General features: G+C 66.4%; 23 protein-coding genes and 1 tRNA gene. 14 read left to right on the forward strand and 10 right to left on the reverse strand.

The window, feature by feature from the left end:
• Positions 1-9 precede the first annotated feature (9 nt).
• On the reverse strand, positions 10-1,110 hold the full coding sequence (locus tag G7Y82_RS11975; RefSeq protein WP_168148366.1) for a porin family protein: 1,101 nt from the start codon (positions 1,108-1,110) through the stop codon (positions 10-12).
• 246 nt (positions 1,111-1,356) lie between these two features.
• Between G7Y82_RS11975 and G7Y82_RS11980 the strand changes: the two genes are divergently transcribed.
• The 11 genes from G7Y82_RS11980 to G7Y82_RS12030 all read left to right on the forward strand — a co-directional run bounded on the left by G7Y82_RS11980 (position 1,357) and on the right by G7Y82_RS12030 (position 12,510).
• Entirely contained in the window at positions 1,357-2,235 is an 879-nt protein-coding gene (locus G7Y82_RS11980; RefSeq protein WP_168148367.1) for an urease accessory protein UreD, read from the forward strand.
• A 31-nt stretch (positions 2,236-2,266) separates the two neighbouring features.
• Complete coding sequence (locus G7Y82_RS11985) at positions 2,267-2,569, forward strand: urease subunit gamma (protein ID WP_168148368.1); 303 nt, start codon at positions 2,267-2,269, stop codon at positions 2,567-2,569.
• 4 nt (positions 2,570-2,573) lie between these two features.
• A complete protein-coding gene (locus G7Y82_RS11990; protein WP_168148369.1) occupies positions 2,574-2,891 on the forward strand; it encodes an urease subunit beta in 318 nt (105 codons plus the stop codon).
• On the forward strand, positions 2,891-4,603 hold the full coding sequence (gene ureC / locus G7Y82_RS11995; protein ID WP_168148370.1) for an urease subunit alpha: 1,713 nt from the start codon (positions 2,891-2,893) through the stop codon (positions 4,601-4,603). The genes G7Y82_RS11990 and ureC overlap by 1 nt, the downstream gene beginning before the upstream one ends.
• A gap of 197 nt (positions 4,604-4,800) precedes the next feature.
• The gene (gene ureE, locus G7Y82_RS12000) at positions 4,801-5,301 is read left to right on the forward strand and encodes an urease accessory protein UreE (RefSeq protein ID WP_168148371.1); all 501 of its coding nucleotides are present in this window, start codon (positions 4,801-4,803) and stop codon (positions 5,299-5,301) included.
• 4 nt (positions 5,302-5,305) lie between these two features.
• Positions 5,306-6,001 (forward strand): urease accessory protein UreF, encoded by a 696-nt coding sequence (locus G7Y82_RS12005; protein WP_168148372.1) that lies wholly within the window; start codon positions 5,306-5,308, stop codon positions 5,999-6,001.
• Positions 5,998-6,660, forward strand: coding sequence for an urease accessory protein UreG (gene ureG / locus G7Y82_RS12010; protein WP_168148373.1), 663 nt, complete (start codon positions 5,998-6,000; stop codon positions 6,658-6,660). The genes G7Y82_RS12005 and ureG overlap by 4 nt, the downstream gene beginning before the upstream one ends.
• A complete protein-coding gene (locus G7Y82_RS12015; RefSeq protein WP_168148374.1) occupies positions 6,660-7,238 on the forward strand; it encodes a HupE/UreJ family protein in 579 nt (192 codons plus the stop codon). Before ureG ends, G7Y82_RS12015 begins: the two co-directional genes overlap by 1 nt.
• A 16-nt stretch (positions 7,239-7,254) precedes the next feature.
• Positions 7,255-10,704, forward strand: coding sequence for an ATP-binding protein (locus G7Y82_RS12020; RefSeq protein WP_168148375.1), 3,450 nt, complete (start codon positions 7,255-7,257; stop codon positions 10,702-10,704).
• Entirely contained in the window at positions 10,701-11,627 is a 927-nt protein-coding gene (locus G7Y82_RS12025; RefSeq protein WP_168148376.1) for a response regulator, read from the forward strand. The genes G7Y82_RS12020 and G7Y82_RS12025 overlap by 4 nt, the downstream gene beginning before the upstream one ends.
• Positions 11,628-11,799: 172 nt before the next feature.
• Positions 11,800-12,510, forward strand: a complete 711-nt coding sequence (locus tag G7Y82_RS12030) for an SDR family oxidoreductase (RefSeq protein ID WP_168148377.1) — start codon at positions 11,800-11,802, stop codon at positions 12,508-12,510.
• A gap of 57 nt (positions 12,511-12,567) precedes the next feature.
• Here G7Y82_RS12030 and G7Y82_RS12035 read toward each other — a convergent pair whose 3' ends face one another.
• From G7Y82_RS12035 to G7Y82_RS12070, 8 genes are all read right to left on the reverse strand, one after another.
• Positions 12,568-13,836 carry an MSMEG_0569 family flavin-dependent oxidoreductase gene (locus G7Y82_RS12035; RefSeq protein WP_168148378.1) on the reverse strand — a complete coding sequence of 423 codons (1,269 nt, stop codon included), beginning with the start codon at positions 13,834-13,836 and terminating at the stop codon, positions 12,568-12,570.
• A gap of 8 nt (positions 13,837-13,844) precedes the next feature.
• On the reverse strand, positions 13,845-14,132 hold the full coding sequence (locus tag G7Y82_RS12040; RefSeq protein WP_168148379.1) for an MSMEG_0570 family nitrogen starvation response protein: 288 nt from the start codon (positions 14,130-14,132) through the stop codon (positions 13,845-13,847).
• Complete coding sequence (locus tag G7Y82_RS12045; RefSeq protein ID WP_168148380.1) at positions 14,125-15,120, reverse strand: sll0787 family AIR synthase-like protein; 996 nt, start codon at positions 15,118-15,120, stop codon at positions 14,125-14,127. The genes G7Y82_RS12040 and G7Y82_RS12045 overlap by 8 nt, the downstream gene beginning before the upstream one ends.
• A gap of 97 nt (positions 15,121-15,217) precedes the next feature.
• Positions 15,218-15,763, reverse strand: a complete 546-nt coding sequence (locus G7Y82_RS12050; protein ID WP_168148381.1) for an MSMEG_0567/Sll0786 family nitrogen starvation N-acetyltransferase — start codon at positions 15,761-15,763, stop codon at positions 15,218-15,220.
• A gap of 151 nt (positions 15,764-15,914) precedes the next feature.
• Positions 15,915-16,340, reverse strand: a complete 426-nt coding sequence (locus G7Y82_RS12055; protein ID WP_168148382.1) for a nuclear transport factor 2 family protein — start codon at positions 16,338-16,340, stop codon at positions 15,915-15,917.
• A gap of 109 nt (positions 16,341-16,449) precedes the next feature.
• Positions 16,450-17,604 carry an MSMEG_0568 family radical SAM protein gene (locus tag G7Y82_RS12060; protein WP_206370634.1) on the reverse strand — a complete coding sequence of 385 codons (1,155 nt, stop codon included), beginning with the start codon at positions 17,602-17,604 and terminating at the stop codon, positions 16,450-16,452.
• Entirely contained in the window at positions 17,604-18,650 is a 1,047-nt protein-coding gene (locus G7Y82_RS12065; RefSeq protein WP_168148383.1) for a Nit6803 family nitrilase, read from the reverse strand. Before G7Y82_RS12065 ends, G7Y82_RS12060 begins: the two co-directional genes overlap by 1 nt.
• A gap of 24 nt (positions 18,651-18,674) precedes the next feature.
• Positions 18,675-19,157 carry an MSMEG_0572/Sll0783 family nitrogen starvation response protein gene (locus G7Y82_RS12070; protein ID WP_168148384.1) on the reverse strand — a complete coding sequence of 161 codons (483 nt, stop codon included), beginning with the start codon at positions 19,155-19,157 and terminating at the stop codon, positions 18,675-18,677.
• A 337-nt stretch (positions 19,158-19,494) separates the two neighbouring features.
• Between G7Y82_RS12070 and G7Y82_RS12075 the strand changes: the two genes are divergently transcribed.
• Positions 19,495-20,895: an aminotransferase-like domain-containing protein gene (locus tag G7Y82_RS12075; RefSeq protein WP_168148385.1), complete on the forward strand. Its 1,401-nt coding sequence runs from the start codon at positions 19,495-19,497 to the stop codon at positions 20,893-20,895.
• A 7-nt stretch (positions 20,896-20,902) separates the two neighbouring features.
• Here the strand turns inward: G7Y82_RS12075 and G7Y82_RS12080 are convergent.
• Positions 20,903-20,989, reverse strand: a tRNA-Leu gene (locus G7Y82_RS12080).
• Positions 20,990-21,154: 165 nt separating this feature from the next.
• On the opposite strand from G7Y82_RS12080, the gene G7Y82_RS12085 reads away from it, so the two are divergent.
• Positions 21,155-22,150, forward strand: a complete 996-nt coding sequence (locus G7Y82_RS12085) for an aldo/keto reductase (RefSeq protein WP_168148386.1) — start codon at positions 21,155-21,157, stop codon at positions 22,148-22,150.
• A gap of 518 nt (positions 22,151-22,668) precedes the next feature.
• Entirely contained in the window at positions 22,669-23,490 is an 822-nt protein-coding gene (locus G7Y82_RS12090) for a type I restriction enzyme HsdR N-terminal domain-containing protein (protein WP_168148387.1), read from the forward strand.
• Positions 23,491-23,509 lie beyond the last annotated feature (19 nt).

Here is a 23,509-nt window from a genome sequence, read left to right on the forward strand (position 1 = left end):
GGCGACGCGTCAGATCTGCAGCTGCATGCCGAGACCGACCTGCTTGCTGTCGCCGGCGGCGTGCTTGTAGTCGCTGTCGATGTAGAACAGGCTCAGGCGCGCGTTGAAGCTCTTGATGACGTAGTTGATGTTGAACTCCGTCGTATCGAGATCGACGTCCTGGCCCGGCACGTCGTAGGTGTTCGACGCGTACTTGCCGAGCAGCTGGAACTGGCCGATACCGACCTTCTGCGGGAACAGGTAGGCCGCCAGACCGAAGAAGCCGCTGCTCGACTTCTGGCCCGCGTAGCCGTAGCCACTGAACGGGTAGTCGTACTTGGCGTACTCGCCCTCCAGGCTGACCACGCCGCCGTTGCTGGGGATCTTCTTTTCCATCAGGCCGTCAACGGTCACGGCGGTATCGCCGTTGCCGTGCTGCGCGGCCACGCCCAGCGCCAGAATGTCCTTGTCGCCGTAGTAGGTGCTGTTGAGGTAATAGCCCGGCTCGGCATCCCAGAAGTCGTACTGGATGCGGCCGGCGGTCACGACATGCTTGCCGTCGCCGGACGACGCGTCGGTGGCCGGCACGTCGAACACACCGAACGACAACTTCAGTTTGTCGAAGTCGCCCCAGTAGGCGATGCCATCGTCGCGGCCGGCGGCGTAGAACGGATAGCCGTCCTCGATGCCGTCGACGGCGAAGCCCCAGTTGTTGGCGTAGTACGGACCGTGCAGGTTGGCGCGATCGCTCGGCGGCAGGAAGCGGCCGGCCCAGACGTTGAACTGCGGCGAGAACTCGAAGCGGCCGATCGCATCGATGACACGCACGCGATCATCGGCGCCGTCCGGATCGGTGTATTCGGTATCGAAGCTGAACTTGATGTTATCGGTGATGCCGCCGCTGATGTAGATACGCGCGCTATTCAGCGTGAAGTCGTTGGTCTTCTCCGCGGCGCCGTCGGCGTCGGTATGGACGAAGCTCGACCGGATGCCGGCACCGACCGATACCGGCGGAATCGTCACCTCGGCCGCAAAGGCCGACCCGGTCCCGATCGCCGCCAGCAGTGCCGGCGCGCAGATCATCATCCGTGACACGCGGCGCTGCCCTGGCGCCGTCGCTCCCATCTTCATAGTGAATCCCCTCGTTGCGTGAAGCCGCCCAAGTGATGCAGGTCGCGATCCCAAGTCGAACGACCGTGCCATTGCAGGCTATGGATCGCGGCAAGCTGCCGGTATGGGGCGTTTGACGTAGTGGCGGCGGGAGATGGTGGCGGCGCCCGGTGCGCGCGAAACCGCCATGGGGTATTTGACGTATACGTGCAGCTTGCCCTGTCGGGCCAAGATCGCGACGATGCGTCATGCCATGACGCCGGACCGATGACCGCCAGCCTCCCCAACCTGCATCTGCCGCGCGCGCCGGCGCTGCGCCGCCAGCGCGTCGACGGCGCCCTGCGCCTGTCGTATCGCGCCGACCGCGACGGCATCACACGACTGGCCGATCTGTATCAGCGCGCGCCGTGCCGCGTGCTGTTTCCCGACGTCGACGCCGGCGAGCCGCCGCAGGCGGTGCTGCTGACGACCAGTGGCGGCCTGACCGGCGGCGACCGCCTCGACATCGCCTTGCAGGTCGGCGCGCGAGCCCGCGCCACGTTCAGCACGCAGGCCGCCGAAAAGCTCTACCGCGCGCTCGATGACGAGGACGACACGCGCATTGACGTCACGCTCGACGTCGGCGCCGCCGCCTGGGCCGAATGGCTGGCGCAGGAGACCATCCTCTTCGACCGCGCGCGCCTGCGCCGCTCGGTGACGATGAACCTCGGCGGCGACGCCCACGTCCTGGCCCTGGAAAGCGTGGTGTTCGGGCGCCGCGCGATGAACGAGCGCTTCGACGCCGGACTCTTGCACGATGTCTGGCGCATTCGCCGCGACGGCCGTCTGATCTGGGCCGACGCCCAGCATCTGGCGGGCCATGTGCAGGACCGACTCGACGCGCGGCTCGGTTACCACGGCGCTGCCGCCGCCGCGACCCTGTTGCTGATCGGCCCCACGGCCGCGGCGCAGCTCGACGCGGTGCGCGACACCTTGAGCGCCCTGCCCGTCACCGGCGGCGCGACGACGCTGGACGGGCTGTTGATCGTGCGCCTGCTCGGCACCGATGCGATGGCGCTGCGCGATGCGGCGGTGACCGTCGCCGGCCTGTTGCGTGCCCGTGCCGGCGGCCTGCCGGCGCGCTTGCCGCAGGTCTGGTACTGCTGAATATCGAAGGACATGACATGAGGACGCTTACGTGAATCTCACGCCGCGGGAAAAAGACAAGCTGCTGGTCGCGATGGCGGCGATCGTCGCGCGGCGCCGCCTCGAACGCGGCGTCAAACTCAATCACCCGGAAGCGATTGCGCTGATCACCGACACCGTCGTCGAAGGCGCGCGCGACGGCCGCAGCGTCGCCGAGCTGATGCAGGCCGGCGCGCAGGTCGTCACGCGCGATCAGGTCATGGAAGGCGTCGCCGAGATGATTCACGAGATTCAGGTCGAAGCGACCTTCCCCGACGGCACCAAGCTCGTCACCGTCCACCAGCCGATCCGGTGAACCCATGATCCCAGGTGAAATCCTCCCCGCCGACGGCGACATCACGCTCAACGCCGACCGTCCGACGCGGACCATGAACGTGTCGAACACCGGCGACCGGCCGGTGCAGGTCGGCAGCCACTACCACTTCGCCGAAACCAATCCGGCGCTGGCCTTCGACCGCGACGCGGCGCGCGGCATGCGCCTCGACATCGCCGCCGGCACCGCGATGCGCTTCGAGCCGGGGCAAACGCGCGAGGTGCGGCTGGTCGCCTACACCGGCGCGCGCCGCATCTTCGGCTTTCGCGGCGAGATCATGGGCGCACTGGACGGGGGCAAGTAATGGCGACAACGATCAACCGCCGCGCCTATGCCGGCATGTATGGCCCGACCACGGGCGACCGCATCCGCCTCGCCGACACCGAGCTGTTCATTCGCGTCGACGAGGACCGCACGATCTACGGCGAGGAGGTCAAGTTCGGCGGCGGCAAGGTCATCCGCGACGGCATGGGCCAGTCGCAGGCCAGCCGCGGCGACGGCACCGTCGACACCGTCATCACCAACGCCGTGATCCTTGACCACTGGGGCGTCATCAAGGCCGACATCGGCATTCGTGACGGCCGCATCGTCAAGCTCGGCAAGGCCGGCAACCCCGACGTGCAGCCGGGTGTCGACATCGTCATCGGCCCCGGCACCGAAGTGATCGCCGGCGAAGGCAAGATCATCACCGCCGGCGGCATCGACGCGCACATTCACTTCATCTGCCCGCAGCAGATCGACGAGGCGCTGGCCGCCGGTATCACCACCATGCTCGGCGGCGGCACCGGCCCCGCGCACGGCACGCTGGCGACCACCTGCACCCCCGGCCCCTGGCACATGATGCGCATGCTGCAGGCCGCCGAGAGCTTCCCGATGAATCTCGGCTTCTTCGGCAAGGGCAATGCGAGCCGGCCGGCGGCGCTCGAGGAAATGGTGCTGGCCGGCGCCTGCGGCCTGAAGCTGCACGAGGACTGGGGCACGACGCCGGCGGCGATCGACTGCTGCATGACGGTCGCCGACGCGCTCGATGTGCAGGTCACGCTGCACACCGACACCCTCAACGAATCGGGTTTCGTCGAAAGCACCATCGCCGCGTTCAAGGGCCGCACCATCCACGCCTTCCACACCGAAGGCGCCGGCGGTGGCCATGCGCCGGACATCATCCGCGTCGCCGGCCTGCCGAACGTGCTGCCGTCGAGCACCAACCCGACACGACCGTATACCGTCAACACGCTCGACGAACATCTCGACATGCTGATGGTCTGCCACCACCTCGACCCGAAGATCGCCGAGGATGTCGCGTTCGCCGAAAGCCGCATCCGCAAGGAGACCATCGCCGCCGAGGACATCCTCCACGATCTCGGCGCGTTCTCGATGATGAGCTCGGACTCGCAGGCCATGGGCCGCGTCGGTGAAACGGTGATCCGCTGCTGGCAGACCGCGCACAAGATGAAGGTGCAGCGCGGCAGCCTCGGTCCCGACGGCAACGGTGCCGACAACTTCCGCGCGCGGCGCTACATCGCCAAGTACACGATCAACCCGGCGATCGCGCACGGCATCAGCGAGCACGTCGGCTCGGTCGAACCGGGCAAACTCGCCGATCTCGTGGTCTGGTCACCCGCCTTCTTCGGCGTCAAGCCGGACATGGTGCTGAAGTCCGGCAGCATCGTGCTGGCGCCCATGGGCGATCCGAACGCCAGCATCCCGACGCCGCAGCCGATTCACTACCGGCCGATGTTCGGCGCCTTCGGCCGCGCCGGCCTCGAATCGTCGTTGCTGTTCGTCAGCCAGGCCTTCATCGACGTCGGCGGCGCCAGCCGCATCGGCCTCTCAAGGCCAATGGCCGCGGTCAAGAACACCCGCGGCGGCATCGGCAAGCGTTCGATGGTGCTCAACGACGCGATGCCGAACATCGAGGTCAACCCGGAAACGTATGAGGTGCGCGCGGATGGCGAGCTTTTGACTTGCGAGCCGGCGAAGGTGCTGCCGATGGCACAGCGGTATTTTCTGTTTTGACGTGATGGCGTACATGCACGTCATCGACATCTCTCGGTTGGGCTTTTTGTTTCGCCCTGTCGGGCGACCTGTGAAAGCTCCCCAGCAGGTCGCCTCACAAGGCGAAAGGCAAGGCTCAATCGAACTCCAGACGCAGCAGTGCGCGCAGCACTCCCCCATCGAGGCGTCCTGATCGCCACCATCGATCCCATTGCCTCATGAACCACGCTCACCAAATCCTCCCCGCCGGCACCTGGCCCGCCGCCACCGCCTGCGATCACATCGCCCTCGATTACGACGCGCGCCATCGCCGCCGCTTCCGCTACACCGCCGACGCCGGCACCGAATTCCTGCTCGACCTGCCGCGTGCCGCGGTCATCCACGATGGCGACGGTTTGCTGCTCGACGACGGCCGCGTGGTGCGTGTCGATGCGGCGCCCGAAGCACTGATCGAAGTCACGGCGGCGAACCCGCATGAGCTGCTGCGGCTGGCCTGGCACATCGGCAACCGCCATCTGCCGGCGCAGTTGTCGGCCGAGCGCATCCTGATTCGCGACGATCACGTCATCGTCGCGATGCTGCACGGCCTCGGCGCGACCACGCGCGCGGTGTCGGCGCCGTTCACGCCGGAGTCCGGCGCCTATGCCGGCGGTCACTCGCACGGCGATACGGCGTCGTTCGTGTTCGTCGGCGATCACGGCCATGGTCAGGGGCATTGAGCGCATGAGCGCCGACTTCGACCCCGGCAGCGACACGCTCTATCGCCTGTTGGCCTGGACGTCGCCGAGCTACCCGGTCGGTGCGTTCAGCTACAGCCACGGCCTGGAATGGGCGATCGAGTGCGGTGACGTGCGCGACGTCGCGACCCTGGTCGCCTACATCGAAACGGTGTTGCGACACGGCGGCGCCTGGATGGACGCGGTGTTGTTTTCGCACGCCTGGCAGGCGGCCGACGACGACGCGGCGTTCGACGAGATCTCCGAACTGGCCGCGGCGCTGCGCGGCACCGCCGAGACCGCGCTCGAAAGCCGCCAGCAGGCGCAGGCTTTTTTGCAGGTCACGCGTCGCGCCTGGCCGCATCCCTGGCTCGATGCGTTCGCCGAACGTCAGCGCGGTCGGCACTTGTCGCACGCCGTCGTGATGGCGCTGGCCTGCGCCGCGCACGGCATCGCGCTAACGGCCGCCCTGCATGCCTATCTGCACGGCTTCGCCGCCAACCTGGTCTCGGCCGGCGTCCGTCTGGTGCCGCTCGGTCAGACCGACGGCCAGATCGCGACCGCACGGCTGGCACCGATCGTCGCCGACGTCGCGCGCCGGGCACCGGCCTGCGAACTCGACGATCTCGGCAGCGCGGCGCCGATGCTCGACCTTTTCTCCATGCATCACGAAACCCAGTACACGAGGTTGTTCCGCTCATGAACCTTCCCGTCAATCCTCAAGCTCCCCGCGGCCACGGCCCGCTGCGCGTCGGCATCGGCGGCCCGGTCGGCTCCGGCAAGACCTCGCTGACCGAGCGCCTCTGCAAGCTGCTGCGCGAGCACTACGACATCGCCGCCATCACCAACGACATCTACACCAAGGAAGATGCCGAGATCCTGACGCGCTCCGGCGCGCTGGTGCCCGAGCGCATCATGGGCGTCGAAACCGGCGGCTGCCCGCATACGGCGATCCGCGAGGACGCCAGCATCAACCTCGCGGCGATCGACGACATGGTCGAGCGCTTCCCGACGCTCGAAGTGATCTTCATCGAAAGCGGCGGCGACAACCTCGCCGCAACGTTCTCGCCGGAGCTGGCCGACATCACGATCTACGTCATCGATGTGTCCGCCGGCGACAAGATTCCGCGCAAGGGCGGCCCCGGCATCACGCGCTCGGATCTGCTGGTCATCAACAAAATCGACCTGGCTCCGATCGTCGGCGCGTCGTTGGAGATCATGGACCGCGACGCATCGAGGATGCGCGGTGCGCGACCGTTTTTGTTCAGCAACCTCAAGGAGAACCGCGGTCTGCACGAGATCGCGGGCTTCATCATCGAAACCGGCGGGCTCGAAGCCCGTCCGCTGCCGGAGACCATCTGATGCGCCTCGCCCGTCCTGCCCTCGCCGTCGCCCTGCTCGCCTTCGCCGCACCGGCGCTCGCCCACCCCGGTCATGACCCGGCCAGCGCCGGTTTCGTTGCCGGCCTGCTGCATCCGCTGCTCGGCATCGACCATCTGCTGGCGATGACCATCGTCGGCGTCTGGGCCGCGCAGCTCGGCGGCCGCGCGCTGTGGCTGTTGCCGACCAGCTTCGTGACACTGATGGCGGTCGGCGGCATCGCCGCGATGAACGGCTTCGTGCCGCCGCACATCGAAGCCGGCATCGCCGCGTCGCTGCTGGTGCTCGGCGTCCTCGTCGCGATGCGCGGCCAGATGCCGACCCCGGCGGCGATGTCGCTGACCGCGGCGTTCGCGCTGTTCCACGGCGCCGCGCATGGCCAGGAACTGCCGTCGCTGGCCAGCCCGGCGGCGTATGCGATCGGCTTCGTGCTCGCCACCGCGGCGCTGCACGGCGCCGGCCTCGGCATCGGCCTGGCGTCGCGCCGCCATCACGGCCATGTCGCGCGTCTCGCCGGTGCGCTGACGGCCGCCGCCGGCGTCGCGTTCGCGTTCGCCTGACGCCGCGCGCTCGACGATGACGGCCGACGCGCCGCTGCGCCTCGATGCCTTGCCGGCCGCCGGTTCGCGGTCGCCGGCGGCGCGCGGCCGTCATCAACGCATCGTTCGCGAACGACGCCAATACAACAAGTGGGCGGCCGAGCAGACGCTGGAGGACTATGCGCTGCGCTATACCGCCGACAAGGCGCGGCGCTGGTCGAGCTTTCGCATCGCCAACACCGCGATCGGTGCGATCTCGTTCCTGGCCTGCGAGGCGATCGGTGGCGGCCTGACGCTGCAGCTCGGCTTCGCCAACGTGGTGCCGGCGATCATCGCGGTCTGCGTGCTGATGTTCCTGATCGGCCTGCCGATCACCCGCTATGCGGCGAAGTACGGGCTCGACATCGACCTGCTGACGCGCGGTGCCGGCTTCGGCTACATGGGCTCGACGATCACCTCGCTGATCTACGCCTCATTCACCTTCCTGCTGTTCTCGATCGAGGCCAGCATCATGTCGGCGGCGCTGCAAATGGCGCTGCACATCCCACTATGGATCGCGCACCTGATCAGCGCCCTGGTCGTGATTCCGATCGCCATCTACGGCATCACGCTGATCAACCGCATGCAGATCGCGACGCAGCCGATCTGGTTGCTGCTGCAGCTGGCGCCGATCGTCTACATCGTCTGGCAGACCGTGTTCGCCGGCCGCACCGAGCTGCATGACTGGACACAATTCGGCGGCGTGCGCGGCCGCGCCGACGGTCATCCCGATCTGCTGCTGTTCGCACTTGCCGCGTCGACACTGCTGTCGCTGCTGCCGCAGATCGGCGAGCAGGCGGACTATCTGCGCTTTCTGCCCGACCGACGCCGCGTCAGCGGCTGGTCGTGGTGGAGCGCGCTGCTCAGCAGCGGCCCCGGCTGGGTGTTCATGGGCGGACTCAAGCTCATCGCCGGCTCCTTCCTCGCGTACTTCGCGCTGCGCCACGGCGTGCCGGCCGCCGACGCCACGCAGCCGATGCAGATGTTCTACGTGGCGTTCAACGAAATGCTCGGTTCACCCGGCATCGCGCTGGCGATCACCGCGCTGTTCATCGTCACCTGCCAGCTCAAGATCAACGTCACCAATGCCTACGCCGGTTCGATCGCCTGGTCGAATTTCTTCTCGCGCCTGACGCACGCGCATCCGGGCCGCGTGGTCTGGCTGGTGTTCAACGTGCTGCTGGCGCTGCTGCTGATGGAACTGGGCATCTTCAGCGTCATCGAAGCGGTGCTGGTGCTGTACGCCAACTTCGCGGTGAGCTGGATCGGCGCACTGACCGCCGACCTCGTCATCAACAAACCGCTGGGCCTGTCGCCGTCATACATCGAGTTCAAGCGCGCGCATCTCTACGACATCAATCCGGTCGGCGTCGGCGCGATGGCGCTGTCGATCATGGCCTCGTCGGCGGCCTTCGTCGGCCTGCTCGGCGATCTGTCGCAGGCGCTGTCGCCGTTCATCGGCCTGGTCACGGCCTTCGTGGCGGCACCGCTGATCGCGATCGCCACGCGCGGCCGCTGGTATCTGGCACGCGAAGCCGATCCGCTGCCGTCCGAGACCTCGGAAATCCGCTGCGTGATCTGCGAGAACCATTTCGAGCGCAGCGACATGGCGATGTGTCCGGCCTACGACGGGCCGATCTGCTCGCTGTGCTGCACGCTCGAAGCGCGCTGCCACGACATCTGCAAGGACAACAGCCGCTTCGGCCAGCAGATCTCCGCGCTGCTGGCGCGACTCATGCCGCAGCGCCTGTCGCGCTCGATCAACACCACGCTCGGCCACTTCATCGGCATCCAACTGCTGATCACCATCGTCATCGGCGCGCTGCTGTCGCTGATCTATCTGCAGTTCGGCACGACCATGCCGGCGACGTCGCAGGCGGCGATCGGCACGACGCTGTGGATCGTCTTCGTCAGCCTGTTCATGTTGTCCGGCGTCGCCTCGTGGCTGATCGCGCTCGCCCACCAGAGCCGCAATGCCGCGCAGCAGGAGACGATGCGCCAGACGGCGATGCTGATGGACGAGATCGAGGCGCACGAGCGCACCGACGCGGCCTTGCAGAAGGCCAAGGAAGTGGCGGAGTCGGCCAACGAAGCCAAGAGCCGCTACGTGGTCGGCATCAGTCACGAAATCCGCTCGCCGCTCAACGCCATCTTCGGCTATGCGCAGCTGCTGGAACGCGAGCCGTCGGCGCCGCCGCAGAACGCCGTACGCATCATCCGCCGCAGCGCCGAGCATCTGTCTAACCTGGTCGACGGCCTGCTCGACATTTCCAAGATCGAAAGCGGCCTGCTGCGCCTGTCACGCGACCGCGTGCGCCTGCCGGACTTCCTCGAACAGATCGCCGACATGTTCCGTCCGCAGGCAGCGGCCAAGGGCATCGACTTCGAGTGGCAGCGCCCGGCGCGCCTGCCACTCTACGTACACACCGATCAAAAGCGCCTGCGCCAGTTGCTGATCAACCTGCTGTCGAATGCCATCAAGTTCACCGACCACGGCAAGGTCAGCTTCACGCTGCGCTACCGCAGCCAGGTCGCCGAGTTCGAAATCAGCGACACCGGCATCGGCATTCGCCACGAAGACCTCGATGCGATCTTCAAGCCCTTCGAGCGCGGCGGCATGCCGGCGGCGCGTGCCGCGCCCGGCGCCGGCCTGGGCCTGGCGATCACCAAGGTGCTGGTGCAGATCATGGGCGGCGAGATCATCGTGCACAGCGAGCCGGGCAAAGGCAGCACCTTCATCGTGCGTCTGCTGCTGTCGGAGGCGCAGGGCGGCAGCGAAGAGCCGGCTGAGCGGCGCCGTGTGGTCGGCTATGGCGGCCGCCGCCGCCGCGTGTTGATCGTCGACGACGATCCCACTCACCTGGATCTGCTGCTGCAGCCACTGCGGCGGCTCGGCTTCGAGATGCAGGCCGCGCGCGACGGCGAAAGCGCGCTGGAACTGGCGGCGCGCTTCAAGCCGGATCTGGTGACACTGGACATCGCCCTGCCCGGCATCGACGGCTGGGAAGTCGCGCGCCGGCTGCGTACCGACGGCGCGACCGCGCGCATCATGATGGTCTCGGCCAACGCCCACGACTATCAGGCCGGCGGCGACGGCGACGCCCCGCACGACGCCTTCCTGATGAAGCCCTGGGATTTCGACTTCCTGCTGGAGCGCGTCGGCGAGCTGCTGCGTCTCGACTGGCTGCACGCCGATCAGGCCGGCGGCGGCGAAACCCCGCAGCCGCAGGCCGGCATGCCGTCCGGATTCGTCCGACACCTCGACGAGCTGCGTCAGCTCGGCCGCATCGGCCACGTGCGCGCCATCGAAACCAGGCTGCGCGAGATCGCGCAAAGCGAACCCATGCACGCCGGCTTCGTCTCGCGCCTGCAGCGCATGGTCGCCAATTTCGATCTGAAGGGATACATGACGCTGCTCGACGAGCCGCCGGCGGAGACTCCGACGTGAATGACGCCACCCGCCGCCGCGATACCGTGCTGGTCGTCGACGACACGCCGGACAGCCTGAGCTTTCTGACCGACACGCTCGACGGTGCCGGCGTCACGGTACTGGTCGCCATCGACGGCGAAAGCGCGCTGGCGCTGGTCGACGAAATCACGCCGGATCTGATTCTGATGGACGCCTTGATGCCCGGCATCGACGGCTTCGAGACCTGCCGCCGACTCAAGCACGACAAGATGCTGACGCACGTGCCGGTGATCTTCATGACCGGCCTGTCGGAAACCGAGCACGTGCTGCGCGGACTCGAGGCCGGCGGTGTCGACTACGTGACCAAGCCCATCGTCGTCGAGGAATTACTGGCGCGCATCCGCGTGCATCTGGCCAATGCGCGCACCGCGCAGGCTTCGCGCGTCGCCCTCGACGCCACCGGCCGCTTTCTGCTGTCGACCGACCGCAACGGCCGCCTGCGCTGGAGTACGCCGCGCGCCGAGCAACTGTTGCGCACTGCCTTCGCCGCCGGCGACGGGGCGCCGTTGCGCCTGCCGGAAGCCCTCGAAGCACAGCTGGCACGTCTCGGCAGCGACGGCGGCACCGCGACGGTCGACAACGGCCCGCGACGGCTGGAGTTCGCATTCGTCAGCGCCACCGGCGCCGACGAGTTCCTGTTCCGTCTGACCGAAACCAGCAGCGACAGCGAAGACGCGTTGCGCCAGCAGGCCGAACTGTTGCAGCAACATCTGATGCTGACCGCCCGCGAGGCCGAAGTCCTGTTGTGGGTCAGCCGCGGCAAATCGAACCGCGACATGAGCGAGATTCTCGGCATCAGCCACCGCACCGTGAACAAGCATCTCGAACAGGTCTTCGAAAAACTCGGCGTCGAAAACCGCGCCGCCGCCGCCGCCAAGGCGGTACGGGCGCTGAGCGGTTGAATTGCGATCCGCGGCGTGCACGCGCGCCAGCGACGATGTCACCGCCTTGCATTTCCAAACGCGCTCCCTGTTGCCCGGCTTGAAATTGTAAAATGACGATTATAATATTATAAACATCATGGAAACGATCGCGAATCGACCCATGCCCGTTCGTTCATCGAGGAGTGATCCCATGCAAGTCAAAGACGCTGTCGTGCTCGTCACCGGCGCCAATCGCGGTATCGGCGCAGCGCTGGTTCAAGCCTTTCAGGTCGCCGGCGCGGCCAAGATCTACGCCGCCGCTCGTTCCGTCGACAGCATCAAGACTGATGGCGTGGTGCCGCTGCAGCTCGACGTCACCCAGCCCGCCGACATTCTCGCCGCGGCAGCGGCCTGCGGCGACGTCACGATCGTCGTCAACAACGCTGGCATCATGCTGTCTGGCTCCACCCTCGCCGACGATGTCGAGCAGACCTTCCTGTCGCAGGTCGAGGTCAATGTGCTCGGGCCGCTACGCATGACGCGTGCGTTCGCGCCGATTTTGAAGCGCAATGGCGGCGGCGCTGTGGTCAATGTGCACTCCGTGCTCAGCTGGCTGACGATCTCTGGCAGCGCCGCCTACAGCGCCAGCAAGGCCGCGGTGTGGGCCTTCACCAACGGCATTCGCAGCGAACTGGCATCGCAGAACACGCAAGTACTCGGCCTGCACATGGGCTTTGTCGATACCGACATGACCGCCGGCATCGACGTACCCAAGGTCTCGCCGGCGGACGTCGCCACGCAAGTGGTCGAGAGCCTCGAAGACGGCGACCTGGAGGTTCTGGCCGACGGTACGACACGCACGGTCAAGGTCAGCCTGGGGTCCGCACGGGCGGCCTATCTGTATCCACCGGATCAGGGCTGAGCGACACGCACTCAGGTCGCGGCGCTGACCGCGACCTGAATCGTCGTCGTCGGCGCACTACGCCGCCGCGCGCGGCGCCTGACGGACCGCCTGAATCTCGCCGAGCAGATACTCGGCATCCTTGCCGACGTCGGCGAAGCGGCCCGAGCCCCAGGTGTTCTGCCACGACAGGCCGAGGAAGTACGCTCCCGACACCGGCGATACGCCGCGGCGATGCACCGGATGGCCGCGACCGTCGAACAGCGGCAGGTCGATCCAGCGGTAGTCCGGCGTGAAGCCGATCGCCCAGACGATGCCGGTAATACCGGCGTCGCGAAAATCCAGGGCCTCGCGCTCGGCCGGGGGCGCCCACGGCGGCGTGTACGGCGGCTCCATCGGCGCGTCGATGGCCTGCGCGGCGATGTGCTGATCGACCAGCTGACGGATGTTGTTGTACGAGCGGTCCGCCTCGTCGAGATTGCGCGTCAGGTCCGGCGCGAACCGCAATGTCGTGCCGTCGATGTCGCGAAACGCGCCGTACAGATCCATACCTTCCAGCGCACGGCGACGCAGGTCGATCTCGCGCCCGCCGTCGCGGCCGGTCAGGTAGTGATTGGTCTTCTCGCGCACCGTCGCCTTCTGCGGGTGCGACTCGTACGCAATGTCGTAGTAGCCGGACTCGGTCAGCCAGTCGGTGACCTCGCGGCCGCGATAGACACGCGGCGATCGCGGCGCGCGGCCGACGCACAGATGCACCTTGCGTCCGGCCAGATGCAGATCCTCGGCGATCTGGCAGCCGGACTGGCCGCTGCCGACCACCAAGGTCGCGCCATCCGGTAGCTGCTGCGGATTGCGGTAGTTCGATGAGTGCAGTTGTGCGATATCGCTCGGCAGGCGCTCGGCGGCGCGCGGAATGACCGGCTGCGAATAAACACCGTTGGCAATGACCACCTGGTCGGCGCTGTAGTCGCCCTCGCTGGTGCGCAGCGTGAACCCGCCTTCGGCGCGGCGCGCGACGTGCGTGACCTCGACGCCCTGGTGCAGCGGCGGGTCGAAGCTGGCGATATAGGCGTCAAGGTATTCGACGATCTGATCCTTGAGCATGAAGCCGTGCGGGTCGTCGCCGGCATAGGCAAAGCCCGGCAGCCGGCACTGCCAGTTGGGCGTGACCAGGCAGAACGAGTCCCAGCGCGCGTGCCGCCACTCGTGGCAGGCCTCGCGTTTCTCGAACACGACGTGGTCGATGCCGGCCTGCTTCAGATGCCAGCTCATCGACAGGCCGGCCTGACCGCCGCCGATGACGGCGACGCTGACGTGAACCGCGGGACGCGGTGATGCGTGACTCATGACGATCCTCATTCTTCGAAGGCCTCGACGGTGACCTGGGCATCTTGCTGCCCGGCGAAACGCGCGGCGGTTTGTTCGATCTGTGCCAGTTGCTCGGCGGCACTGCTACAGGCATAGCCGTAGCGCTGACGCACGCGCTCGCTGGCCAGCGTCAATGCGTTGCGGCTGCGGGTGACGAATTCGGCGAGCGGATAGGCGATGCCGGGCGTGAAGAAATCACGCACGGTCGACGACGGCGAGTAGCAACGCTCGCGCTGCGCGTCCGGCCAGCGGACCACGAAACGGACTTCAGGCATGGAGACTCCGATAGGGCGTGGCGGCGGAAGGTCCACAGCCGAGTAGCGTTTGTGCGGAAAAATCCCAGGCAGTGCGCTCCTCTGAGGCATCGCGCAACGTCAGTCGCGGCGAGGCGTCGACGCGGCCGATGGCGGCACAGGCAATCCCGCGCGCGGCGAAGCGCGCCTGGACGGCGGCCACGTCGGCCGCGCGTACCGACAGCAGAAAGCCGTAGCTCGGGAACGTCTGCAACAGCCAGCGCGCACGTTCGACACCGTCTGGCATGGGCACCGCACCGACGTCGACGACGGCGCCCACGCCCGAACATTCGAGCAGCATCAACAGCGTGCCGAGCACACCGGCCTGCGAGATGTCCTTGGCCGCGCGGCACAACCCCGCTTCGGCCAGCTGCGGCAACAGCTCGAGATCGCCGCGCAGGCGTGGGGCCGGCGCGGCGGAGCTGGCGTCCCAGTTCGAAAAATGCGCGCGGTAGCCGCCGCGCAGGTCGACCGCCGCCAACAGCACGTCGCCAGGTTGCGCGTCGAAGCTGGTCAACAAGGCGCGGGCACGACCGAGCACCGCCACCGACAGCTGCTCGCGGTCGCAATGCGCGTTGCTGTGGCCACCGACCACCGGCACGCCATAGATACGTCCCGCGTCGGCCAGTCCTTCAAGCACCGTGCGGCCGCGCGCCGCGCCGGCACTCCACAGCGCATCGACGACCGCGATCGGCCGGCCACCCATGGCGTAGATGTCGCTGAGATTGACCATCACGCCGCACCAGCCGGCGAAGTACGGCTCGGCAGCGACGAACTCGTTGAGAAAACCTTCGATCGCCAGCAACAGCCAGCCGTCGCCATCGCGGATCGCCGCGCAGTCGTCGCCGACCGCGATCGCTGCCTGCGGATCGGCGATGCCGAGGGTCGCGACCACATCGGCGATATCCTGCTTGTGCGCGACGCCACGAGACGCGTGCAGGCCTTCGATCAGTGATGCCAGCGTGCTCATGCATCCCCCCTCGCACTGACTTCAGGCGCAGCCGTTCGCATGAGAGAGCCTGCTCCCGCACCCATTTGCGCTGCGCGCAAAGCACCGTGTCGCATGCTCATGCCGCCAACCTCGCGCCGGCGACGAAGCCCCAATCGCCGGCGGCGAACGGTGGGTAGTGCGCCAGGTCCGCCTGCATGCGGTGATGCGGCCGACCGAACAGCGTGATCGTCTCCAGCGTGTGCCAGTGCAGGCGCTCGAACAGCGGCACATTCGCCGCCTGCACGTGCGCGGTGAAGCAGCGCGCGCCACGTGCATGGGCGGTGCAGACCGCGAGACGGATCAGCGCACTGCCGAGCCAGGCGACGCGGCGATATTCAGGACGCACGGCCAGGCGCGAGCCCTGCCAGTGCGTCGCGTCGTCGCGTCGCTGATGAATGCGCACGGTGCCGACCACTTGTTCGGGCATGCCGTGCAGGCAGGACACCGCGACCAGCGTCGTCGCGCTGCGGTCGAGCGCATCGCGATCGTCGTGTTCGAAGATTCCTTGTTCGTCGCAGAACACGGCAACGCGTAAAGCCGCTGCCTCGCGCTGCTCCCACGCTTCGGTGATCAGCTTGACGCGGTATTCGCTGGGCACGAAGGGCGTGCTGGCGATCAGCATGACCGTGCTCCCGCGTCATCACGGCGGCCGCATGACGTTCCGGCCGCCCGTTCATGCCGAGTGCCGCCGAAGGCGGTGTATCGAGGCACGCTGCAGCCGCGTGACACGTCACGCCCCGCAGCGGAAGGAAGAACCGAGCAAAGCCCCACGTTCATCGTGCCCAGCGGAACTTGCGCTCCGCTTCCTCGATGCGCTGATCGTTGATGCTGGCGTAGCGCCTGGCCATCAGGCCGTCGGCCGTGAACTCCCAGTTCTCGTTGCCGTGCGCGCGATACCACTGGCCGTTGGCGTCATGGAATTCGTACTCGAAGCGCACGGCGATGCGATGGTCCAGGTAGGCCCACAGCGTCTTCTTCAAGCGGTAATCGTGCTCGCGCGCCCACTTGCGGCGCAGGAAGTCCTTGATCGCCTCGCGGCCGCTGAGGAATTCGACGCGATTGCGCCATTCCGAATCCTCGGTGTACGCCAGCGCGACGCGTTCGGGGTCGCGGCTGTTCCAGGCGTCCTCGGCCATCTGCACCTTCTGCGCGGCGGTCTCGGCGGTGAACGGCGGCAGCGGCGGACGGGGCGCGCTCATGCGTCCACCCTCGCGGTGACTTCAAGCGCAGTCGTTCTCATGAGAGCGCCTGCTCCCGCACCCGTTTGCGCTACGCGCAACACACCGTGTCGCATGCTCATGCTCATGCTCATGCCGCAAGCTCCCGCGCGTCGTTCTCGTATGCGGACAGCGACGAGCACGCGCCGCACTTGCCGCAGCCGGCCTTGATGTCGGCCGAACGCAGGCCGCCATCGACCAGCATGCGCCCCAGCGGCGCGAGCAGGCCGCGCATGCGGGCCGCGTCGGGCGTCGGGTGATCGGCCAGCGGCGTGCCGCCGACCGGCACGAACGGCACCACGAACGGATAGACGCCAAGGCCGATCAGCGTTTCGCACATCGCCAGGATCGCTTCATCGCTGTCGCCGAGCCCAGCGAGGATGTAGGTGCTGACCTGGCCGCGACCGAACACGGCGACGGCGTCGGCGAACGCGCGCAGATATTCATCAATGCCGACGCTGGCCTTGCCCGGCATGATGCGCGCCCGCACCTCGGGGGTGACCGCTTCGAGATGCATGCCCAGCGCGTCGATACCGGCGTCCTTCATGCGTGCGAACCAGCGTGCGTCGTCCGGCGGTTCGCACTGGCCCTGGATCGGCAGACCGCCGTGATGGGCGACCGCCGCCTTGACGCCGAACGCACTTTCACAAAGCAGCTGTGCGCCGCGATCGGTGAAGTTCGGCGTGCCGGTCGTCATCACCATGTGCTTGACGCCGTCGAGCAGCAGCGCGGCGCGTGCCACTTCGCCGAGCTGTTCCGGCGTCTTGCGGTTGATCGTACGGCCGCCTTTGAGCGATTCGCCGATCGCGCAGAACTGGCATGACGTGCTGCGCCGGCCATAGCGGATGCAGGTCTGCAGCACCGTCGTCGCCAGCACGTCGCGACCATGCAATTGCGCGATCTTCGAATACGGCACGCCGTCCAGCGTCTGCAGCCCGTAGAAGCGCGGCTGGCGCGGGAACTCGATGCGCGCGACGGTCAGGCCGTTGCGTTCAAGCACGCTGTGTCCACGCGCGTCCGGCGCGCGGGCGATGTACGGCGAGTGCGTTGCGCGGTCGCTGTGCACCGGCACCATCACCGTGCGTCCGCCGACCGTGACGGCCTTGTGGTCGGTCGGGCCGGCGCCGCCGCGACGTGCGGCGGCACCGGCGTTCGGATCTTCGAGACGCAGGCCGCTGGCCTGCAGCTCGGTGATCAAACGGCGCGCCTCATCCTGTGCCGTCGCTTCGACGAGCGTCATGTCCATCAGCTTTTCTCCATTAGCGAGGCGATCGCACTCATGTACGCCGCCTCGATGCCGCCGCTCTCACGTGTCGTCGGCGCGGTGGCGGAATGGGCGGCGGAATGGGCGGCATCGGCCGCGGTGGCATGCAACGGCGCAGCGCTGCGGCTGTCGAGTTGCAGGCTCAACAGCTCGGGCCGGGCGTAATGACCAACCGAATCCATCATGCGCTTGCGCTTGGTGATCAACGCGAAGTCGAGATCGGCGATCACCATGCCCTCGCCGTCGCGCAAGGGCTCGGCCAGATGCTTGCCTTCCGGCGAGATGATCGCGGTGTAGCAACCGCCGGCGAACGCGCGTTCGAGTTCGGGCGTCGGCGCCTGCGCTTTGCACTGCTCCGGCGTCAGCCACGCCGTGGCGTTGACGACGAAGCAGCCGGACTCGAGCGCGTGGTGACGCATCGTCACTTCCATCTGCTCGGCGAAGATCGGCCCGACCAGCGAACCCGGGAACTGGCTGCAGTGAATCTGCTCGTGCTGCGCCATCAACGCATAACGTGCCAGCGGGTTGTAGTGCTCCCAGCACGCCAGCGCGCCGACGGTGCCGACTGCGGTCGACACGGTCTTGAGGCCGGAGCCGTCGCCCATGCCCCAGACCATGCGCTCGTGATAGGTCGGCGTGATCTTGCGTCGCTTCAGCCCCAGCGTGCCGTCGGCGTCGAAGATCAACTGCGTGTTGTACAGCGTGCCGTGGTCGCGCTCGTTGACGCCGAGCACGACGACCATGCCGTACGCGCGCGCCGCTGCCGCGACCGCATCGCAGACCGGTCCCGGCACGGTCGGCGCCTGCTCGTACAGACGCAGGTGCGCCGCGCCCATCGACACCGCCGGCGTGACGAAGGAGAAGTACGGGTAGTACGGCACGACCGTTTCCGGGAACACGATCAGCCGCACGCCCTGCACGGCGGCGGCGGCGATCGCATCGAGCACCTTGTCGACCGTGCCGTCCGCACTGTCCAGCACCGGATTGAGCTGGACGGCGGCGGCACGAACGATCTGCTTTGCGCTCATGGCAGCTTCCTCGTGGCGAACGATTTAAAGCGTCCAGGTGTGCATCTGGAACGCGTTGTCGTTGCGATGGATGAGGATCAGGTCGAGCACGTCGAGCGGGTTGATCGGACGGATGCCCGGCACCAGCGAATGCTCGCCGTGACCGTAGAGCATCTGCAGCGCGAAGCGGCAGCAATAGACCTTGCCGCCCTCGCCCATGAACGCTTCGAGTTGCTTGGCGAAGTTCTGCGCGCCCGGGAAGGCTTCGTCGCCGATCGTCGGAAAGCCGCGCTGAATGCCGAGCGTCACGCCCGGGCCATAGAGCAGGATCGACGTCTCGAAGCCTTTGCGCATGAGACGCTTGGCCTGAAGGATGTTGACGAGACCGATCGAACCTTCGAACGCGACGGTGTGGAAGGTGACCAGCGCCTTCTCGCCGGGCTTGGCTTTGACGTCCTCGAAGACCTTCTCTTCGTAGTCGACAAAGAAATCGCCTTTCTTGGTGGCGGGCATCGAGACTGCAGGCATAGCGAAACTCCTCGGAAGCGAATGGAAACGAGAGCAACGCCGCTAGCTGCCGCAACCGCTGTACCGCGCAATGCCAAGGCGATGCGATCAATTTCCGATCAACGCGCTGAGTGCGTGCTTTTGCTCGATTTTTCGTCGGCGCCGCGATCGCGGCACCCCAATTGATCTGATATAAATGCGATCAATCAAGATCATCATCAGATCAATGTCGGTGCAGACATTGCAGTTTGCCCGTGGGGATTTGCACCACATTGAACGGCATCGTGCTTGCTTCTGGATCAGACACACCGACCATCAATGATCGGATAGCATCCGATCATTACCTCAAGGAGTCGCCATGCCCGACAAGGTCCGCCGCTGGAAGCGCGCGCTGCAGGAAAGCGACAAACCGACCTACCTGGCGCTCGCCGACGCCATTGCCGAAGACATTCGCGGCGGCCGCCTGTCGGCCATGGATCGACTGCCGCCGCTGCGCACGCTGGCCGCCGAACTCGAGCTGCACTACACGACCGCCGCACGCGGCTACGCCGAGGCCCAGGCGCGTGGCCTGATCGACAGCAAAGCCGGCCAGGGCACCTTCATCCGCGCCACGACCGCCGCGCTGTCGAGCCGCAGCGTGCGCAACGTCGGCCTCGTCGAAATGACCATGAACCTGCCGCCGGAACCGGAGGACGGCACGCTGCAGGCGCGCCTGCGCCGCGGCTTCACCCAGCTGGCCGAGCACGAGGATCTGCCGACGCTGCTGCGCTATCAGGAGTTCGGCGGCAGCGCCGAGGACCGCGACGCTGGCGCACGCTGGCTGGCGCCGCTGCTGCCGGGCGTGTTGATGGACCAATTACTGGTCTGCCCCGGCATTCAGAGCGGACTGGTGGCGCTGTTCAGTACGCTGGTGCGACCCGGCGAAGTGATGTGCTGCGAGGAGATCACCTATCCCGGCGTCAAGGCGCTGTCGGCGCAGTTCGGTATCCGCCTGCACGGCCTGCCGATGGATGCAGAAGGCATCGTCCCGCAGGAACTGGAGGCAGCTTGCAGGCTCCATCGGCCCAAGGTGCTGTACTGCAATCCGACCTACCAGAACCCGACGACGATGACGATGTCGCCGGCGCGGCGCGACACCATCGCCGCCATCGCACGTCAGTACGGGCTGACCATCATCGAGGACGATGCCTACGGCCTGCTGCCGACCTCGCCGATCGCGCCGATCGCCACGCGCGCCCCGGAGTTGACCTATTACCTGAGCGGCCTGGCCAAGCACCTCGGCGCCGGCCTGCGTATCGCCTATCTCGTCGCGCCCGACGTGCGCGCGGCCAAGCGCCTGACGTCGACGCTGCGGGTGACCACCATCATGGCCGCACCGCTGACCGTGTCGCTGGCGACGCGCTGGATCAACGACGGCAGCGCCGACCAGGTATTGCACGCCATCCGCCGCGAATCGCAGGCACGACAAAAACTGGCCGCCGAGCTGCTGCCGATCGAAGACTGCGCGACGCAGCCCGACGCCTTTCACCTGTGGTTGAAGTTGCCACCGCCGTGGAACCGTGGCGAGTTCGCCAACTACCTGCGCGCACGCGGCGTCGGCGTGGTCGGCAGCGACGCGTTCACCGTCAGTTCCACGCCGCTCGAAGCGGTCCGCGTCTGCCTCGGCGGTGTCGCGACGCGACGCGAATGCCGGCACTCGCTGGAACTGATCGCCGAAGCGTTGGATCAGCTACCTGAGGTCGCGTCGTCGGTCTTCTGAGAGGAGATGGTGCGCCCGGCCGGGGTCGAACCGGCATGCCCTTGCGGGCGGGAAATTTTAAGTCTCCAGCGTCTACCAATTTCGCCACGGGCGCGCGGCCGCGATCTTACGCGGATGTGGCGGCAGCGCCTAGCGTGACGTCGCATCGCATCGCGACACATCGCCGACGTTCACGGTAGATGTGGAAGATCAGCCGATAATGTGGAGGTCGGCTATGCCGGCAACCCTCCCCCGTTCCATCAGACCAGGAGTTTTCGCGATGGAAATTCGTCACCTCGGCCGCAACGGCCCCAGCGTTTCGGCACTGGGCCTCGGCTGCATGGGCATGAGCATGTCGTATGGCAACCGTGTCGACGATGCGAGTGCGATCAAGGTCGTTCATCACGCGCTCGATCGCGGCGTGACCCTGCTCGACACGTCCGACATGTACGGCCCGCACACCAATGAGATGCTGGTCGGCCAGGCCATCGCCGGCCGCCGCAACCAGGTCTTCCTCGCCACCAAGTTCGGTTTCGTGTTCGCGCCCGGTGCCGCGCGTCCGACCGGCGTCAGCGGCAAGCCCGATTATGTGCGTGCCAGCCTCGATGCGAGTCTCAAGCGCCTCGGCGTCGATCACATCGACCTGTGGTACCAGCACCGCGTCGATCCGGACGTGCCGATCGAGGATACCGTCGGCGAGATGTCACGCGCCGTCGAGGCCGGCAAGGTGCGCTACCTGGGCCTGTCCGAAGCCGCGCCGGACACCTTGCGCCGCGCACATGCCGTGCACCCGATCACGGCGCTGCAGACCGAATACTCGCTGTGGTCGCGCGATCCCGAGGACAACGGCATCTTCGCCACCGTGCGCGAGCTCGGCATCGGCTTCGTGCCGTACTCGCCGCTCGGACGCGGCTTTCTGACCGGCGCGATCCGCACGCCGGACGACTTCGACGCCGACGACAACCGTCGCAATCACCCGCGTTTTCAGGGCGACAACTTCGCCGCCAATCTGGCGCTTGTCGAGAAAGTCCGCGCGATCGCCGCAGACAAAGGCGTCACGCCGGGTCAGCTGGCGTTGGCCTGGGTGCTCGCCCAGGGCGACGATCTGGTACCGATTCCCGGCACCAAGCGCATCGCGTATCTCGACGAAAACCTGGCGGCGCTCGACATCAAACTCAGCGCCGACCACCTGGCCGCGATCGATGCCGTGTTCCCGGCCGGGGCCGCGGCCGGTACGCGTTATCCGGAAGCCGGCATGCGCGCGCTCAATCGCTAAAACGTGGCATCACCACCCCGGCCGACCCGGCCGGGGTGGTGAGCATCATGGCGGAAAGCAAATGCCAGAAAGCAAAAAACCACGCGATGGGCGTGGTTTCAAAAAGCCTGGCAGGGTTCGAATAGGGTCTCACACGAAAAGTTATAAAATTCCTTTGAATAAAAAAGGAATTTTTAATTTATAACACGGGGCGTACCCGAAAAGTTACCCGCATTATTCGCAGTGATCCGGATTTTTCGGTTAACTCGGCGCTCCGGCGTTCGATCGCCATAGGCATTCTTCCTTCACTTTTCCGACGAACGGTCGAAAGATGCGCGACATGGCGGCCTATTTTGCGCGGTGCCGTGGCGCAGCGTCGCGGTATCCAGCCGGAGCTTTTCCCGATTTGCCGTGAATCTTGCAGCGGCCCTGCCTCTGAGCTGACTTCGTGAACGAGTGCTCATTTTCGCCGCCGACCGCTGTTGCCAATATCAGCTTGGCGCGGTAAACCTCGACGAGGGAACAAGGGGGAGCACACCATGGCAGGAATACCGAGCAAGGTAGAGAGCCGGCTGATCGCGGGATTGAAGCGTTTCCAGCCCATCTTGGAGCAAGCAAAAGCGCGAGACGTCAACGAGGCCGACACGGTCACGATCGTCAAGGATCTTCTCGCGGACCTCTTCGGGTACGACAAGTACATGGAGGTCACGTCCGAGCACGCGATTCGCGGCACATATTGTGATCTCGCGATCAAGCTCGATGGACAGGTGTCGTTTCTAATCGAGGTCAAGGCGATCGGTCTCGACCTCAAAGACCAGCACGTGAAGCAGGCTGTCGACTACGCAGCGCACCTCGGGGTCGAATGGGCGTTGCTGACCAATGGCGTCGTCTGGCGCGTCTACCGCGTGGTGTTCGCGCAACCACTTCAATTCGACCTTGTCGTCGAGATTCGAGCGCTCGAACTCTCACCAAGAAATTCAGACCACCTCGAACTGCTATGGCTACTCGCAAAGGAAGGGTGGCAGAAAGCTCGGATCGGTGAGTTTCACGCTCAGCGGCAGGCCGTCAATCGCTACACCATCGCGGCGCTCATCATGAGTGCCCCGATCGTCGATTCCCTACGAAAGGAGCTTCGGCGGCTTCACAACGGGATCAAGATCACCAATGAGCAGATTTCCGAGGTGCTGCAGGCTGAGGTGCTGAAGCGCGAAACCCTGGACGGCGAGAAGGCGACCGAAGCGAGGAAGACCATCGTCCGCGTGCACAAGAAGCTCGCAGCGCCGAAAAAATCGGTAGAGGCGGAAATCGTGATCCCCCAGACAGTCGTCGAGGAAGTGTCCAAGGAACCGCCGGCCGGCTAAGTTTTCGACCAAGCGCGGC

Source organism: Solimonas marina (assembly GCF_012241385.1).
Taxonomy (GTDB): domain Bacteria; phylum Pseudomonadota; class Gammaproteobacteria; order Nevskiales; family Nevskiaceae; genus Solimonas; species Solimonas marina.